Source organism: Sulfitobacter sp. JL08 (genome assembly GCF_003352045.1).
GTDB lineage: Bacteria > Pseudomonadota > Alphaproteobacteria > Rhodobacterales > Rhodobacteraceae > JL08.
In genome coordinates this window covers 1,321,841-1,338,007 of the sequence record NZ_CP025815.1, presented here as the reverse complement: position 1 = coordinate 1,338,007, position 16,167 = coordinate 1,321,841, and the positions used below count along the sequence as shown (strand labels likewise).

Sequence of the window (16,167 nt, the reverse complement as noted above, 5' to 3'; positions counted from 1 at the left end):
TTTATCCATCCGGCGCTGATATCGCAAGGTGCAGCCCCTGAAATGCGAAAGAGACCACCATGCCCGACACAATGCCATCCCATGCCCATACCGTGATCATCGGCGGCGGTTCTATCGGTATGAATACGGCCTATCACCTGACAAAGCTGGGGCACACGGATGTTGTTGTTCTGGAACAGGGGCAACTGACTTCCGGCACCACATGGCATGCTGCCGGTCTGATCGTGGCCGGATTGCTCAAATCCGAAGCCGAATGTGAAATGTACACGCACGGGCGCGATCTTTACGCCAATCTGGAACAGGAAACCGGAGTTCCGACAGGATTTCGCGATGTCGGATACCTGCAAATTGCCAACAATGACGAACGCGTGCACGAAATGCGCCGCATCGCACCCTTCATGCGCCGCTTTGGCATCAACTGTCACGAAATTTCCCCCAAAGAGGCGCAGGATATGTTCCCCATCGGGGACTTAAGCGACGTGAAAGGCGCGTTTTACATCCCCGAAGACGGGCGTGCCAATCCGGTGGATATCACCATGTCGCTGTCCAAAGGTGCGCGGATGGGTGGCGCGCGTGTGTTCGAAGGCGTGCGTGTCAGCGAAATTCTGGCCAAAAACGGCACGGCAACGGGCGTGCACACACAGTACGGGCATGTGATTACGGCTGAAAATGTCGTGATATGCGGCGGGATGTGGTCGCGCCAGCTGGGCGCCAGCGCTGGCATCAACCTGCCGCTTCAGGCGGCCGAACACTATTATCTGATCACCGAAACCATACCCGATCTGCCCCGCGATCTGCCGGTATTGGAAGACCCGTCAAACTACACCTATTACCGTGAAGAGGTTGGCGGCCTGATGCTGGGTCTGTTCGAACCCGGTGCCGCTGCGTGGAAGCTGGACGGAATTCCCGATGATTTCCAGTTCGGAGAGATCGAACCCGACTGGGACCGCGTCGGCCCCGATCTTGAAAAAGCCTATAGCCGCGTCCCGGCGGCGATGAACTACGGCGTAAAGAAACTGTTTTGTGGCCCCGAAAGCTTTACACCCGATCTGGCGCCGCTGGTCGGGCCGACACCCGAGTTGCGCAATTGCTGGGTAGCATGTGGCATGAATTCGCTGGGCATTCTGAATGGCGCAGGTACCGGAATGGTGCTGGCCAACTGGATCGTGGACGAGTTGCCCCCGATTGATGTGACCGGCATCAACGTCAACCGCTTTACCAGATGCGAGGCCACCCCCGCTTTTCGCCGCGACCGCACGCCCGAATTGCTGGGCAAGCTGTTTGGCCAGCATTATCACAACGAAAGCCCCAAAACCGCGCGCAATGTAAAACAATCGGTCCTCTATGACCGGCTGAAAGCGGCAGGTGCGTATTTCACTGAAGGCAACGGGTGGGAACAGCCAGACTGGTTCGCGCCGTCTCCCGAACAGGCCAGAATCGAACGGTTAAGCTGGCACCGCCAGAACTGGTTTGACTGGCACGCCGAAGAACACCGCGCGGCGCGCGAAGATGTGGTGATTATGGACATGACCACAATGTCCTGTTTTCTGGTGCAGGGGCGCGATGCCTGCGCGCTGCTGTCCCGCCTGTCCTGTAACGAGGTTGATGTTGAACCGGGCCGCGTCGTCTATACTGCATGGACCAACGAGCGCGGCGGGTTTGAGGCGGACCTGACGGTCACACGGCTTGCCTCTGACAAATTCATGGTGGTGGTGGGTGAAAATTCACATGGGCACACCGAAATGCGCATGCGCCGCCATATCGGCGCAGAAGAATGCGTGACCGTCACGGATGTGACTGCAGGGCGCACACAGATCAACGTGCATGGCCCCAAGGCGCGCGACCTGATGCAACGGGTATCGGGCGCTGATCTGTCCGACAGCGGGTTTCCCTTTATGACAGCGCGCAACATCGACGTCGGGTATGCCGATGTGCTGGCTTACCGCGTCACGTTCATCGGCGAGTTGGGTTGGGAATTGCACGTGCCTGCAACGCAGGCGGTGCAAACCTATGATCTGCTGATGCAGGCGGGGCGCGATCTGGGCGTGCGCAATGCCGGCATGCAAACTCTGAATTCCTTGCGGCTGGAAAAGGCATACCGCGATTTTGGGCTGGATGTGGACAACACCGACAACCCGATCGAGGCGGGCCTTGGCTTTGCTGTGAAACTGGACAAGCCCGGCGGGTTCATCGGGCGCGACGCGCTGGCTGCGATCAAGGCGCGCGGGATTCCCAAAACCCGCATGGTGCAGTTTCTGATCAATGACCCGGACCCGCTGCTATATGGGAACGAACTGATCTATCTGGGCGATGAACAGGTAGGATACATCCAGATCGGCGGCTACGGACACACGCTAGGCGGGGCCGTTGGTATCGGCTTTGTCACGCTTGACCGGCCTTTGAGTGGCGACATTGTCGCTAAAGGGGCATGGCAGATCGACATTGCTGGGGAACGGTTTGCGGCAACTGCTTCGTTAAAGCCGCTCTACGATCCTGACATGAAAAAGATTAAGTGCTAGGCTAGCGCAGGATTGCCATCAGGTTGGTGAAATCATCTGTCCAGACGCGCCCGCCATCGGACTGCAAGACCTGCCAGCGGTCGTCGTCAGCCAGGGCTGCGAGCGGTGCGTCGGTCTGCGCCATCACAACCACGGTCGATCCGGTTTCACCGACATCGGCGTTTTCGTCCAGTTGATAGGTCTGAATCCTTGCCGCAAGACCCAGCGCCTCGGCGCCCCGCCCCAAGGGTTTATCGATGCTGTAATACCGGTTGGAGATATGAAACACCAACAACCCGCCGGGGTTCAGCCGGTTAACGTAAAGCGCCATCGCCTCGACCGTGCTGAGATGGACAGGAACGGCATCTGAACTGTAGACGTCGATCACCAGAATGTCGTATTTTACGTCACTCTGCTGTTCCAGAACAATGCGTGCATCCCCCAGATGGGTGGGCGCGTCCGGTGCGCATTGCGACAGGAACGAAAAATATTCGGGCGTGCGCGCGATATCATCGACCAGTTTGTCGATCTCGTAAAATGCCCAGGATTGATGTGGCTGGCGATAGCAAGCCAGCGATCCGACACCCAGACCGACAACGCCGACACTGTGCGCAGACCGCCCCTGATCGGATGCCATGATCTGCCCCATCGGACCGTTGGGGTGGTAATAGGACAGCGGCAGGGGCTTGCGCCCGTCATCCTGAATGCGCTGTGCGCCGTGCAGGGTTGTGCCGTTTGAATATTTGCGCACCGTGTCTTCTTCGAACACGCGGTGCGTTCCGAAAAAACTGCGGTCTTCGTGCAGGCCGGGTTTGGTGAACAAGAACGGCGATGCGCCTAGAACCACGCACAGCATCGCAAAAAGCGCATATCCGCGTTCGCGAAACGCCCAGATCCCCGCGAGCAGCGCCACCGCAATCACGCTAGGCGCAAGGTTTCCGGTCGTCGCATCGCCCGATTTCAGGCCAAAGGCAAAGATCAGCAAACAGGCCGCCCCGGCAAGCGCCCCAACCGCCAGATCGCGCGGTTTCGGCAGGATCAGCGCAGGCAGGAACAGCAAACCGGCAAGAACAAGAACAAAACGCCCCTCGTGCAGGCCATCAAAGACAATCGGCGCAATAATGGAATTGAACAGCCCGCCCAAGGCACCGCCAATGGACATCGTGACATAGAACACCGTCAATTGCCGCCCATCCGGTCGCGTCAGGTAAAGTTTGCGATGCGACATCAGGGCGACAGCAAAAAATCCGGTCACCAATGCCCCTGCCGTGGTCCAGGACAGGGCGAATTTGGTCGAGATCGTGATCAGAAAGATCAGCGCCAGCAATCCGACCGTAAAGAGCAGTTGCACAAAATGATCGTTGATCCACGGCTTGCGCGTGAACGTCATCACAAAGGTCAACAGATACAGCGCCAGCGGAATCGCCCAGATCAGCGGGAACGAACCGATATCGGTGCTGATCTTTGTTGTGACGGCCAGCATCAGGGATGACGGGATGAAAGCCAGCAGCAACCATGTGCCGACCTGCGCGGCGGTGACAGGTTCGGCGGCTTCCATGTGTTCAACACGCGTTACATGCGCGGATCTGCCGTTGCGCCACGCGAACAATCCGCTGAGCAACAAGAACCCGCCCAGGGCGACAAATCCGGCGGCCCATCCGGCGCCGATGGCACTTGCCCCGAACAGCGGTTCGGCAACCAGCGGAAAGGCCAGCAAAGCCAGCAGCGATCCGAAATTGCTGGCCCCGTAAAGAAAATAGGGATCATCCGCCGACGGTCCGCCGCTTTTGGAATACCATGACTGGATCAGCGGCGCATTGGCGGACAACACCGCAAATGGCACACCGACACCCAGCGCAAACAGGCTAAGCGTTTGTAAAACCGTCGAACTGGCGGCGTCATAACGCCAGCCTTGGGAAATTGTCAGCGGCAGAAAGGCCAGCGCTGCGGCCCAAAGCGCCAGATGCAGGATCATCTGTGCCTTGACGCTCAGGTATTTGGTGCTGAAATGCGCATAGGCATAACCTGCAATCAGAACGATTGGAAAAACAGCATCGCCGTTGTCCAGACGGCGGGTGTGCCGCCGATATGGGGCAAAACAATCTTGGTAAACAGCGGCTGCACAAAGAACAAAAGCGACGCGCTCAGAAAAATCGTCGCGGTAAAAACCGGCGCAGCCAGCAGCGACGCGGAGCGGGGTTTTGCCGGAATTGCAATGCTCATGGGACCAACCTGAAGAAATGACAGTTGATCAAATGATGCCGAAATGTGGTCAATATTCGGCAGAACGTTGCCTTTGTTTCGGCAGTCGGGCCAATTTTCCGGTCGTTACCGGCAATAATTCGAGGGAATGGCCCTGTTCAACCGATCACAGCCTGCAATCTGGCAACATCAAAGTTGCCGCCGCACAGCAGGATAACATTGCACTGACCGGCGTAACCCTGCGCGTCGGACAGGTACCCTGCCAGCGCCAGCGCGGCGGCCCCTTCGACAATCATCGTGTCGGTCCATGCCAGTTGCCGCAATGCGTCGGCGATTTGCGTTTCGCTGCAATGGATCACCCGGTCCACAACTTCTGTCGCAATCGGAAGGGTCAGCGCATCTTCGTCCACGCCGCCAGCACAACCATCTGCCAATGTGTCAAGATGTTCGGTTTCAACGATATGGCCGGCCACCATACTTGCCGCCAGCGCCGCCGAATGTGTCGCGCTGACACCAATGATCCTTGCGCCCGGCGAAAACGCCCGCAGCACAGATCCGATACCGGAAATCAAACCGCCCCCGCCCATGGAAATGAACACATTGTCGATCTGTGGCAATTGTTCCAGCAGTTCCAGCCCGATCGTGCCCTGCCCTGCCATCACATCAAGATCATTGTAGGGCGAAACATAAACATACTCGCCCGTTGCCGCCAGCGATTGCGCGTGCACTTCGGCCATACCGGAATCCCCCGGATGCAGAATTGTATTGGTGCCATAGCTTTCGATTTTGGCCAGTTTCGCCTTTGCGACGTTTTCAGGCAGAACGACTGTCAGTTTGTGCCCCGTTGTCATCGCGGCATGGGAACAGGCGATGCCGTGATTTCCCGATGACGCGGTGATCACCGGCATATCGGTGGGCAGGCCCGACAGCTTGGACAACGCCCCGCGCAGTTTGAAAGAGCCGGTATGCTGAAAGTTTTCGGTTTTGTAATACAGTTGCGTCCCGGACGGCACAGCCGCGCGAGACTGCAAACACGGCGTTTGCACCAGCGCATCGCCGATCCGTCTGCGGGCCAGAACCGATTGCGCGGCAAGGCGCAGGACGCGTTCGCTTGGGTCGGTCATGTCAGCTGTCCCTGTTTTGCGGTCGTGCTCCGTTCCTGCTCCAGCATCGCAAGAAACCTGCTGGTTTCCTTCAGCCCGTCGCGCAGCACCTGCGGATTGTTGGCATATCCGATGCGTACCCAGCCTTCCATTTCCATCACCGAACCGGGGGTGAACATCACGCCGGTTTCCTTCAGCAGCCGCACACAGAAATCGCGCGATGGCATGTCAAAATCATACCGGACCAGCGCGGTTGTTCCTGCCTTGGGGCGGACATAAGACAGCGCAGGTTCCTGCGCGATCCATGCATCCAGCGTGGCCAGATTGTCGCGGGTAATCTGCTGGCTGCGCGCAATGATCTTGTCTTTCGCCTCCAGCGCCATGGCCGCGAAAAAATCGTCGATCATACCCACGCTGATGGTGTTATAATCGCGGTGGATCGAGACCGCCCGAATGACTTCAACCGGCGCGGCGATCCAGCCAAGGCGCAGACCCGCCAACGAAAATGTCTTGGACATGCCACCAACGCTGATGCCTTTTTCATAGACATCCGCAATGGCCGGCGCAAAGCCGTCACCGCTTTGATTGGTGCCGCGATAAACCTCATCACTTAGCACCCACACATTACCCGCCCGCGCGACATTAGCCAGTCTTTCCAGAAACGCCCTGTCCATCAGGGCCCCTGTCGGATTGTTCGGGTTGGTGACGGCAATCAGCCGCGTATCGGGCTGGATCATCGTGGCAAGCCGGTCCAGATCAGGCAGAAACGCGTTGTCTGGTTCCAATTGCAGCACCTCGACCTCGGCACCATAGCTTTCGGGGATGGAATAATGCTGCTGATACGTGGGCAGCACTGAAATGATGTGATCCCCGGGCTGGATCAGGGTTTCATATAACAGCGCATTGGCCCCGATCGCCCCGTGCGTGACCACAACGTTTTCAACGGCCTGATTGTCATAAAGGGTGCAGATATTGCTGCGCAGCCGGTCCGACCCTTCAATCGCGCCATAGGTCATTTTCATCTGCGCCAGGTCGTTTGCCAGTGTATCGTTCTTGCCCGACATTTGCAGCAATTGCCCGATGGTCAGAGATTCCACACAGGTTTCGGCAAGGTTGAACGCACAGTGATTTTCGAATTCGTTCATCCATATTTCAACGCCAAAGGGTTTGATGTGCACGCGTAAAACTCCGTTTCAGGGCCGTTGATCGCCTGTTTTGCAAACTTCGACCCAACAGCGATTTGGGGCCAAAGTCAAATGGCGCGCGGTCGGGCGGCAGTCTCTGTCAGGGATCAGTCGTGCGGTGGGTTCTGGCCGGATTGAACGGCCTGTTCACGCGCGGGCCATGTTGAACGGATGTACCCCAGAATATCCCAGATGTCCTGATCAGATATCACATCCTGAAAGGCCGGCATCCCGCTGGTGAAATCCGTCACGCCAAGGGCCGCCAACGCGCTTTGACCGCCCAGTTTTGTGTAATCGAACAGCATCGCATTGCTGTGATGCCATGTGTGGCCGGTACGATCATGCGGCGGGGCGGGCAAGATACCGTCCGCCCCCGGCGATCGCCAGTCAGGTTGCCCTTCCAGATTGGTCCCGTGGCACGCGGCGCAGTGTTGCGCATAAAGCGTGGCACCGTTTGTCAGGTCGCGGTTTTCCAGTTCGTGGCCCGCACCGGCGGGACCGGCCCACAACAGCAGTATGACACCGACGCGTTTCACAGCACCTTGAACCATGTTTTCATACCCGCCGCCTGATGACCCAGCATGTGGCAATGCATCAGCCACTGCCCCGGATTGTCAAATACGCACAGAATATCGCGGGTCTCGTCCGGCCCGATCAGCGTTGTATCGCGATAGTGCCCCAGCGACCCGTCCGGCTGAACCTCGTGAAAATGGTGTCCATGCAGGTGGATGCCATGCGCGAACCGTGTGTCGTTGCGCACCGTGACCCGCGCCGTTTGCCCGCGTTCAAAAATGTAAAACGGATCATCAGACATGCCCGACTGGCCGTTGAACAGCCAGATCGCCTCGCGGGTGGCGACGCTGCTCATCGCGCCGCCTTCCATCCGCAGATCAAGCGATATGGCGTTTTCGACATCAGGCGGCGGCATACGATTGGGGGCCAGCGCGGCGATGTCTGATTGACGCGGTGCGGGATGTGTACCGTCAACGGGAATGATGCCCAGATCATATGGGCCCTGCCGCGTCTGAAACACAAAACCGACCCCGCCCTGCGCGGTGACATCTGCAATGATGTCCATGCGTTGTGCAGGTGCCAGCGTGATCTGGCCGATGTCTTCGGGTGCAGCCAAGGGCATGCCATCCAGCGCAACGGCTTTGCCCGCCACGCCAGTTACTTCGATCGGAAACACCCGCGCGGTCGCGACGTTGATCAGGCGCAGGCGCACACGATCACCATGGCGCAACGTGATGCTATCATCAAAGACGGCACGCGCAAAATTTCCCATGCGCCCTGCATGTGACCAATCATGCAGGTTTTCATAGCCGCCGACTTGTTCGCCTATTTCCGACAATCGCCAATCGTCGATCTGCACGGTGATATCGTGATCCACGTCCGGCGGCGCGTCTTCCTCGATGATCAGGGGGCCGTAAAGGCCGCGGGCCACCTGCTCCCATGATCTGTTGTGCGAATGGTACCAATAGGTGCCGGCATCGGGCACTTTGAACGCGTAGTCGAAAGTTGTGCCGGGCAGAACCGGCGGTTGCGTCATGCCCGGCACACCGTCCATGGCATTGTTCAACCGTATCCCGTGCCAGTGCACGGCCGAATCCTGATCAATCCCGTTTTCAAACGTGACGCGCAGGGTATCGCCTTGACGCGCGCGCATTTCCGGACCGGGTGTGGACCCGTTAAAGCCCAGCATGACCGTTGCCCCGTCGCCCAAGGGCAAAATCTGCGCTGTGACAGGCTCGGCCCGCAAAAGAAACGGGGCCGCAGCAAAACCGGTTCTGGGGAAAACCGCCAGCGCGCTGCCGGTCATCAGGAAATCGCGTCTGTTCATCGCAAGCCTTCTGTATCGAATGGGCGGGCACGGGTGCGCCGCTTTATGATCATCTAATCCTTCCCCCTGCTGGAGGGTCAAACATTTTCGGCTTCACATTTCCGTGCCGGGCCTGATCCGCCATCGCAACTAAGCGCAGGGGCTACTGACGGGGAAGATGGTGTTCTTTTTCCCAAAGTCATGTTTATCCTTTTCCCGAACGCGGCGCGCATCGTTTGCCCGCCCGTTGCAGGACAAAAGGCGAAAGACTGATATGGCATCTCAATCGGCGAAACGCACCACGGGCAACAGCGCGCTTGGTCAGGATCCGCATCGCGTTCGCGATGGCCGCGAAAAGGTGCTTGAGGTGGCGATTGGCAAGGAGGTGCGCGCCTTTCGCAAACAACAGAACATGACGGTGAATGAACTGGCCGAAGCAACCGGCCTGTCCGTCGGCATGATGTCAAAGATCGAAAACGGCAACACCTCGCCATCGCTGACCACGCTTCAGGCGCTGGCCAATGCGTTAAGCGTGCCGCTGACATCGTTCTTTCGCGGGTTCGAGGAAAACCGTTTTGCCGTTCTGACCAAAGCCGGTGAAGGTGTGGAAACCCAGCGCATGGGCACGCGCGCGGGGCACCAGTACAACCTGCTTGGTCATATCGGATCGAACGCCAGTGGGGTGATCGTGGAACCCTATCTGATCACACTGACCGAAGAATCCGATGTGTTTCCCACGTTCCAGCATGACGGGATCGAAACCATTTACATGCTGGAAGGCGAAGTGGATTACCGGCACGGCAACACGGTCTATCCCCTGAAACCGGGCGACACGTTGTTTTTCGATGCCGATGCGCCCCACGGACCCGAAATTCTGGTCAAACTGCCTGCCCGCTATCTTTCGATCATCTCGTACCCGCAAGGCGGATGACGCCCATCCCTGACAGGAAAGTATTATTCTTGTCAGTTGAAGGCAGCCTTCAATAATGCTAGCGTCCGAGTCACCCCGTTAAGCAAAAGGATCAATGCAATGTGTGGGATTGTCGGGCTGTTCCTGAAAGACAAATCACTTGAACCGCAACTGGGCGGCCTGCTGACCGATATGCTGATCACGATGACGGATCGCGGCCCCGACAGTGCCGGCATTGCGATTTACGGGGATCGCATGGCAAAGACCGTTAAACTGACGGTGCAATCGCCGGCACCGGATGCAGATTTTGCAACTTTGGATCAGGATCTGGGCGAAGCCATCGGCGCCCCCGTCACCTTGCGCAAACTGGACACCCACGCCGTTCTTGAAGTGCCCGCCGCCCAGATGGATGCGGCGCGGCGCGCGGCGCGCGCACTGCGCCCCGATCTGCGCATCATGAGTGCGGGTGATGCCATCGAGATTTATAAAGAGGTCGGCCTGCCCAAAGATGTGGCACGCCGGTTCGGCATTGACCGGATGCAGGGCACCCATGGCATCGGCCACACACGCATGGCCACGGAATCGGCAGTAACCACAATGGGCGCTCACCCGTTTTCCACCGGCGCGGATCAATGCCTTGTGCACAACGGCTCGCTGTCCAACCACAACAGCCTGCGTCGCAAACTGCGCCATCAGGGCATGCAGATCGAAACCGAAAACGATACTGAGGTCGGGGCCGCCTATCTCAGCTGGAAAATGCAGACCGGCAGCACATTGGGCGAAGCACTGGAAAGCTCGCTGGAAGACCTGGATGGTTTCTTTACCTTTGTCGTCGGCACCAAGGACGGGTTCGGTGTGGTGCGCGATCCGATTGCCTGCAAACCCGCGGTGATGGCGGAAACCGAACAATATGTGGCCTTTGGCAGCGAATACCGCGCCCTGGTTAACCTGCCCGGCATAGACGCCGCCCACGTCTGGGAACCCGAACCCGCAACCGTCTATTTCTGGAGCCACTGACATGCAGGTCTTTGATCTTGAGGCGCAGGGTCTGCGCGCGCTGAATGAAACGCTGCACGCGCAGACCGGCACGACAAACCAGACCGCGTGGGAAATCGTGAACGCCAGGGGCAGCCACGCGATTGCCGTTGGGCTGGATGCCCCTATCGAAGTGACGGTGAAGGGATCAACAGGGTACTACTGCGGCGGCATGAACAAACAGGCGACGATCAACATTCATGGATCTGCCGGCCCCGGGGTGGGCGAAAACATGATGTCGGGGACCATCGTGATCGAAGGTGACGCCAGCCAGTATGCCGGTGCAACCGGCCATGGCGGATTGCTGGTGATCAAGGGCAATGCCAGTTCGCGCTGCGGTATTTCGATGAAGGGCATCGACATCGTCGTGCACGGCAATATCGGCCATATGTCGGCCTTTATGGCGCAATCAGGCAATCTGGTTGTGCTGGGCGATGCGGGCGATGCATTGGGCGACAGCATCTACGAGGCGCGCCTGTTCGTGCGTGGCAGTGTCAAAAGCCTTGGGGCGGATTGCGAAGAAAAGGAAATGCGCCCCGAACATATTGCGATCCTCAAGGATTTGCTGGCGCGCGCAGGTGCCGATGCCAACCCCGAAGACTTCACCCGCTACGGATCAGCCCGCAAGCTTTACAATTTCGACGTCGACAACGCGTCGGCCTATTAGGGACATGTCCATGAGCGACGAAACGCGCACCCGCATTCCACACACCACACCGCGCCAGTCGGCAACTTTTTCGCAGGACATCAACAGCGATATCCGGCGCGCCGCAGCCACCGGCATTTACGACATTCGCGGCGGCGGTGCCAAACGCAAGGTGCCCCATTTCGACGATCTGCTGTTTCTGGGGGCCTCGATCTCGCGCTACCCGCTGGAAGGGTATCGTGAAAAATGCGACACCTCTGTCACGCTGGGCACGCGTTTTGCCAAGAAGCCGATCCAGTTGGACATTCCGATCACTATCGCTGGCATGAGCTTTGGCGCGCTGTCCGGCCCCGCCAAAGAGGCATTGGGGCGCGGCGCGAATGCGGCCGGCACGTCGACCACGACAGGCGACGGGGGCATGACACCCGAGGAACGCGGGCAATCGTCGAAACTGGTCTATCAATACCTGCCATCCCGCTATGGCATGAACCCCGATGATCTGCGCAAGGCCGACGCGATTGAAATCGTCGTCGGTCAGGGTGCAAAACCCGGTGGCGGCGGCATGTTGCTGGGCCAGAAGATCAGCGATCGTGTGGCCGAAATGCGCAATCTGCCCAAAGGCATCGATCAGCGTTCGGCCTGTCGCCACCCCGATTGGACAGGGCCGGACGATCTGGAAATCAAGATATTGGAACTGCGTGAAATTACCGGATGGCAGGTGCCGATCTATGTGAAAATCGCGGGTGCGCGGCCCTATTTCGATACCACTCTGGCGGTCAAGGCCGGGGCTGACGTTGTCGTGCTGGACGGGATGCAGGGGGGCACCGCCGCAACGCAGGACGTGTTTATCGAACATGTGGGTCAACCCACGCTGGCCTGCATCCGTCCCGCGGTTCAGGCGCTGCAGGATATGGGTATGCACCGCGAAGTACAGTTGGTGATCTCCGGTGGTATCCGGTCCGGTGCGGACGTGGCCAAGGCGCTGGCGCTGGGGGCGGATGCGGTGGCTATCGGCACCGCCGCCCTGATCGCACTGGGCGACAATGATCCAAAATGGGAAAGCGAATATAACAAGCTGGGCACCACAGCAGGCGCCTATGACGACTGGCACGAGGGGCGCGATCCTGCGGGCATCACAACGCAAGACCCCGAACTGATGGCGCGGTTTGATCCGATCGAAGGCGGGCGGCGGTTGAAAAACTACCTCAAGGTCATGACGCTAGAGGCGCAGACCATCGCGCGCGCCTGTGGCAAGAACCATCTGCACAACCTTGAACCCGAAGATCTGGTGGCGCTGACAATGGAAGCCGCCGCCATGGCTCAGGTTCCGCTGGCAGGCACAAACTGGTATCCCGGCAAGGCGGGGTTTTAACCAAACAAAGGGCATCGCAAAAAGGCACGCCCGAAAAAACAGACAACAGGGAAAAGGAACAATCTACATGACCAAGGATCTCGCGGCGTTCGCCGAGGAAAACGATATCAAGTACTTCATGATTTCCTTTACCGATCTGTTCGGTGGCCAGCGTGCGAAACTGGTGCCGACCCAGGCCATCGAAGACATGCAGAAGGATGGCGCCGGATTTGCCGGATTTGCCACCTATCTTGATCTGACGCCCGCCCACCCCGATATGCTGGCCGTACCGGACCCGGCATCGGTGATCCGATTGCCGTGGAAACCCGAAGTGGCTTGGGTGGCCGCAGATTGCATCATGGAAGGCGAAGATGTCGCACAGGCCCCGCGTAACGTGTTGCGCCGCCAGATTGCCGATGCAACTCAGCAGGGACTGCATGTCAAAACCGGTATCGAGGCCGAATTTTTCCTTCTAACGCCAGACGGGCGTGAATTGTCTGATCCGTACGACACAGCCGCCAAACCCTGTTATGACCAGCAGGCGGTGATGCGGCGCTATGATGTGGTGCGCGAAATCTGCGATTACATGCTGGAACTGGGCTGGGGCCCCTATCAGAACGATCACGAGGATGCGAACGGCCAGTTCGAAATGAACTGGGAATTCGACGACGCCCTTGGAACAGCCGACAAACATTCGTTCTTCAAATTCATGACGAAATCGGTCGCCGAAAAGCACGGCTTCCGCGCGACCTTCATGCCCAAACCTGTCGAGGGTTTGACCGGAAACGGGTGCCACGCCCACATCTCGGTCTGGGATGCGCCGGGTCATGAAGCCACGACAAATGTGTTCGCCGGCGAAAAAGACAGCAGCCCCACGGGCGAACTGGGCCTGTCCGAACGTGGCAAGCATTTTCTGGGTGGCATCATGAAACATGCCAGCGCCCTGGCCGCGATCACCAATCCGACGGTCAACAGCTATAAACGCATCAACGCCCCGCGCACCATGTCGGGTGCGACTTGGGCGCCCAATACGGTGACATGGACCGGCAACAACCGCACCCATATGGTGCGCGTTCCCGGCCCCGGCCGGTTTGAACTGCGCCTGCCGGACGGTGCCGCCAACCCCTATCTCTTGCAGGCTGTCATCATCGCCGCCGGACTAAGCGGTCTGGCATCAAAGGCCGATCCCGGCAAGCGGCACGATATAGACATGTATGCCGAAGGCCACACCGTGACGGATGCGCCAAAGCTGCCTCTGAACATGCTGGATGCACTGCGCGCCTATGACGCCGATACCGATCTGAAACAGGCGATGGGCGCGGAATTCTCGGCCGCTTACCTGAAAATGAAGCATCTGGAATGGAATGATTTCTGTGCCCATTTCAGCGAATGGGAACGCAGTAACACGCTGGATATCTGAACGACACCTCACTGTTTTCCTTATCAACGTGACGGATGGCATGGCTGAGCGGCGATATCGCCAGTCATTGTTTTGGCCGCTAAATTTCCCTGAGTGCCGCATTTTTATTCCCTTCGTGGTCAAGGCGTGCCTCTAATCCGGAACAAACGGGTGTGTGCGGCCTGATTTGGCATCACACACAGAGTGCATACGCCAGATGCGGCGGCGGACGAACTGAAAGGGAAGACAATGGCACATGCAACCAGAACGTCGGGGTTGACGCGAACGCTTTGGCCTGCGCTGGGGGCCGCTGTTGGCTGACCAAGCCAAACCACCCGTGGACCAACGGCCAAGTCGAGCGCATGAACCCCAGGATTAAAGACGCCACTGTGAAGCGCTTTTACTACTAGCACCACGACCAACTCTGCACACATCTGGCCAACTTCCTCGATGCATGCAATTAGGCTCGTCATTTGAAGATACTCAGTGGCCTCACGCCATACGAATACATCTGCATAATCTGGACTTCGCAGCCAGATCGATTCATTCTGAACCCGATCCACCCGAGACCGGAACTGAACGACTACCGGCTGGCGGCGGTAGGATCTGCGATATGCTGTTCAAGGTACTGAAGTACGATGTCTTCTTTAATGGCACCGTTGGTCGTCGAGGAGTATCCGCGCCCCCAAAAGCGCCTGCCCCAATACCTGCGCTTCAATTGTGGGAACTCGCGCTGGATCTTGTGGGAGGATCGCCCCTTCATCAGCCGCACCAGGTCACTGATGGCTAGTTTCGGCGGCACCGACACGAACATGTGGACGTGATCACTCGACAGCACGCCACGGATGATGTCGACGCCTCGCTCGCGGCAAACCTGACGGCATATATCCCACACGCGCAACCGGATATCACCCGTGAGCACCTTATAGCGATACTTCGTCGACCAGACGATGTGGTAACGGTGGTAAAAAACGCAGTGGCTGCCGGTGTCGTATTGCATGTCCTTACCCTCCGGAAAATGAGCCTTCGACCCGGCTGCGGCTCATTTTCCGGAGGGTAAGGACATCCGCTCTTCGATTCACGCTAAAGCGATACCGACTGGAAGTCGGTGAGTTTACTCCAAAGAGTGGACATTAAACAACTAGGGTTCCAATTATTTGTAATGATTTTCCGGTGGTGAAAAATATTCAACAGAATAAAATACATTCAGCAAATCAAGGCTTTCCCAGAAATCAGGTCACCACATGTAGGGCCGTAGTGGTCTTGCTTATCCAATAAAAAGACTTAGAAGAGGCAGTAAAGATGGAGCGAGGTGCCGATGGCTTTGGCGAGGACCGAAAGAATTTTGGTTGGTGTTGTGGGAGCAGGTGGTTTCGCAAAGGAAATCATGCCCATAGCCCGGTACAGTTCGGAAGCTCTAAAATCTATTTCAGAAAGCGTCGAGCTGGTATTTGTAGATCGTGACCTGTCGGATGCTGTTGTTAACGGACACGGCGTCTTGTCTGAAAACGAGTTTTTTGCAGATACCGCATCGAAAAAGTTCTTCAATGTTGGAATAGGTGATTCAAAGATCAGGCAGAGAATCTCGGAGAAATTTCTGGCTCAGCGTGTAAAGCCATTGGATTTTAGGGCAAAAAGTGCCGTTACCTATGACGCTGTAGATATTGGAGAGGGCGCTGTGCTCTGTGACAACAGTATCGCTACTTCGAATTGCCGAATAGGTCGTTTTTTCCATCTAAACATAAATGCTTACGTTGCCCATGACTGTGAAATAGGAGATTTTGTCACGTTTGCGCCATCGGTATGCTGTAACGGTTTTGTTTCGATCGGAGATCATAGCTATATTGGGACCGGTGCTGTGATACGACACGGGAAACGTGGGCAACCGCTCATGATCGGAGAGGGTGCCGTTGTCGGTATGGGAGCGGTCGTAACCAAAGATATCCCGCCATATACGACCGTGGTCGGAAATCCCGCGCGTCCGATGGCCCGAAATTAGAATCCGTGCGTGGATAATTAG

14 protein-coding genes and 1 pseudogene are annotated in these 16,167 nt (G+C 57.6%); 8 read left to right on the top strand and 7 right to left on the bottom strand.

Translation table 11 applies throughout. The features are described from left to right. Positions 1 to 59 precede the first annotated feature (59 nt). Positions 60 to 2,519: a GcvT family protein gene (locus tag C1J05_RS06695; RefSeq protein WP_114869567.1), complete on the top strand. Its 2,460-nt coding sequence runs from the start codon at positions 60 to 62 to the stop codon at positions 2,517 to 2,519. Between the two features lies 1 nt (position 2,520). Here C1J05_RS06695 and C1J05_RS06690 read toward each other — a convergent pair whose 3' ends face one another. From C1J05_RS06690 to C1J05_RS06670, 6 genes are all read right to left on the bottom strand, one after another. Continuing rightward, positions 2,521 to 4,473 (bottom strand): spermidine synthase, encoded by a 1,953-nt coding sequence (locus C1J05_RS06690; RefSeq protein WP_254684725.1) that lies wholly within the window; start codon positions 4,471 to 4,473, stop codon positions 2,521 to 2,523. Between the two features lie 56 nt (positions 4,474 to 4,529). Next, a complete protein-coding gene (locus tag C1J05_RS21835; protein ID WP_254684724.1) occupies positions 4,530 to 4,721 on the bottom strand; it encodes a hypothetical protein in 192 nt (63 codons plus the stop codon). A 137-nt stretch (positions 4,722 to 4,858) separates the two neighbouring features. Next, positions 4,859 to 5,824 carry a pyridoxal-phosphate dependent enzyme gene (locus C1J05_RS06685; RefSeq protein ID WP_114869566.1) on the bottom strand — a complete coding sequence of 322 codons (966 nt, stop codon included), beginning with the start codon at positions 5,822 to 5,824 and terminating at the stop codon, positions 4,859 to 4,861. Further along, positions 5,821 to 6,981 carry an aminotransferase gene (locus C1J05_RS06680; RefSeq protein ID WP_114869565.1) on the bottom strand — a complete coding sequence of 387 codons (1,161 nt, stop codon included), beginning with the start codon at positions 6,979 to 6,981 and terminating at the stop codon, positions 5,821 to 5,823. The genes C1J05_RS06685 and C1J05_RS06680 overlap by 4 nt, the downstream gene beginning before the upstream one ends. A 113-nt stretch (positions 6,982 to 7,094) precedes the next feature. Next, a complete protein-coding gene (locus C1J05_RS06675; RefSeq protein ID WP_114869564.1) occupies positions 7,095 to 7,538 on the bottom strand; it encodes a c-type cytochrome in 444 nt (147 codons plus the stop codon). Next, complete coding sequence (locus C1J05_RS06670) at positions 7,520 to 8,827, bottom strand: multicopper oxidase family protein (RefSeq protein WP_114869563.1); 1,308 nt, start codon at positions 8,825 to 8,827, stop codon at positions 7,520 to 7,522. Before C1J05_RS06670 ends, C1J05_RS06675 begins: the two co-directional genes overlap by 19 nt. Positions 8,828 to 9,080: 253 nt before the next feature. Between C1J05_RS06670 and C1J05_RS06665 the strand changes: the two genes are divergently transcribed. From C1J05_RS06665 to C1J05_RS06640, 6 genes and pseudogenes are all read left to right on the top strand, one after another. Beyond that, positions 9,081 to 9,737, top strand: coding sequence for a helix-turn-helix domain-containing protein (locus C1J05_RS06665; protein WP_114872166.1), 657 nt, complete (start codon positions 9,081 to 9,083; stop codon positions 9,735 to 9,737). Positions 9,738 to 9,836: 99 nt separating this feature from the next. Beyond that, entirely contained in the window at positions 9,837 to 10,733 is an 897-nt protein-coding gene (locus C1J05_RS06660; protein WP_114869562.1) for a class II glutamine amidotransferase, read from the top strand. A gap of 1 nt (position 10,734) precedes the next feature. After that, positions 10,735 to 11,418, top strand: coding sequence for a GXGXG domain-containing protein (locus tag C1J05_RS06655; protein WP_114869561.1), 684 nt, complete (start codon positions 10,735 to 10,737; stop codon positions 11,416 to 11,418). A gap of 10 nt (positions 11,419 to 11,428) precedes the next feature. Further along, positions 11,429 to 12,769 (top strand): FMN-binding glutamate synthase family protein, encoded by a 1,341-nt coding sequence (locus C1J05_RS06650; RefSeq protein ID WP_114872165.1) that lies wholly within the window; start codon positions 11,429 to 11,431, stop codon positions 12,767 to 12,769. Positions 12,770 to 12,836: 67 nt separating this feature from the next. Continuing rightward, entirely contained in the window at positions 12,837 to 14,168 is a 1,332-nt protein-coding gene (gene glnT / locus C1J05_RS06645; RefSeq protein ID WP_114869560.1) for a type III glutamate--ammonia ligase, read from the top strand. 296 nt (positions 14,169 to 14,464) lie between these two features. Beyond that, a pseudogene (locus C1J05_RS06640) lies at positions 14,465 to 14,779 on the top strand (hypothetical protein); the annotation flags it as partial. Here the strand turns inward: C1J05_RS06640 and tnpA are convergent. After that, positions 14,731 to 15,147, bottom strand: coding sequence for an IS200/IS605 family transposase (tnpA, locus tag C1J05_RS06635; protein ID WP_114869559.1), 417 nt, complete (start codon positions 15,145 to 15,147; stop codon positions 14,731 to 14,733). The pseudogene C1J05_RS06640 and the gene tnpA sit on opposite strands and share 49 nt — an antisense overlap. Positions 15,148 to 15,465: 318 nt before the next feature. Between tnpA and C1J05_RS06630 the strand changes: the two genes are divergently transcribed. Then, positions 15,466 to 16,146 carry an acetyltransferase gene (locus C1J05_RS06630; protein WP_114869558.1) on the top strand — a complete coding sequence of 227 codons (681 nt, stop codon included), beginning with the start codon at positions 15,466 to 15,468 and terminating at the stop codon, positions 16,144 to 16,146. Positions 16,147 to 16,167: the final 21 nt, after the last annotated feature.

Excerpts from the sequence above, each read along its gene's own strand:
- tnpA (WP_114869559.1), bottom strand. The coding sequence starts at position 15,147 with ATGCAATACGACACCGGCAGCCACTGCGTTTTTTACCACCGTTACCAC.
- glnT (WP_114869560.1), top strand. The coding sequence starts at position 12,837 with ATGACCAAGGATCTCGCGGCGTTCGCCGAGGAAAACGATATCAAGTAC.
- C1J05_RS06690 (WP_254684725.1), bottom strand. The coding sequence starts at position 4,473 with ATGATCCTGCATCTGGCGCTTTGGGCCGCAGCGCTGGCCTTTCTGCCG.
- C1J05_RS06650 (WP_114872165.1), top strand. The coding sequence starts at position 11,429 with ATGAGCGACGAAACGCGCACCCGCATTCCACACACCACACCGCGCCAG.
- C1J05_RS06670 (WP_114869563.1), bottom strand. The coding sequence starts at position 8,827 with ATGAACAGACGCGATTTCCTGATGACCGGCAGCGCGCTGGCGGTTTTC.
- C1J05_RS06660 (WP_114869562.1), top strand. The coding sequence starts at position 9,837 with ATGTGTGGGATTGTCGGGCTGTTCCTGAAAGACAAATCACTTGAACCG.
- C1J05_RS06685 (WP_114869566.1), bottom strand. The coding sequence starts at position 5,824 with ATGACCGACCCAAGCGAACGCGTCCTGCGCCTTGCCGCGCAATCGGTT.
- C1J05_RS06665 (WP_114872166.1), top strand. The coding sequence starts at position 9,081 with ATGGCATCTCAATCGGCGAAACGCACCACGGGCAACAGCGCGCTTGGT.
- C1J05_RS06675 (WP_114869564.1), bottom strand. The coding sequence starts at position 7,538 with ATGGTTCAAGGTGCTGTGAAACGCGTCGGTGTCATACTGCTGTTGTGG.
- C1J05_RS21835 (WP_254684724.1), bottom strand. The coding sequence starts at position 4,721 with ATGAGCATTGCAATTCCGGCAAAACCCCGCTCCGCGTCGCTGCTGGCT.
- C1J05_RS06695 (WP_114869567.1), top strand. The coding sequence starts at position 60 with ATGCCCGACACAATGCCATCCCATGCCCATACCGTGATCATCGGCGGC.
- C1J05_RS06655 (WP_114869561.1), top strand. The coding sequence starts at position 10,735 with ATGCAGGTCTTTGATCTTGAGGCGCAGGGTCTGCGCGCGCTGAATGAA.
- C1J05_RS06630 (WP_114869558.1), top strand. The coding sequence starts at position 15,466 with ATGGCTTTGGCGAGGACCGAAAGAATTTTGGTTGGTGTTGTGGGAGCA.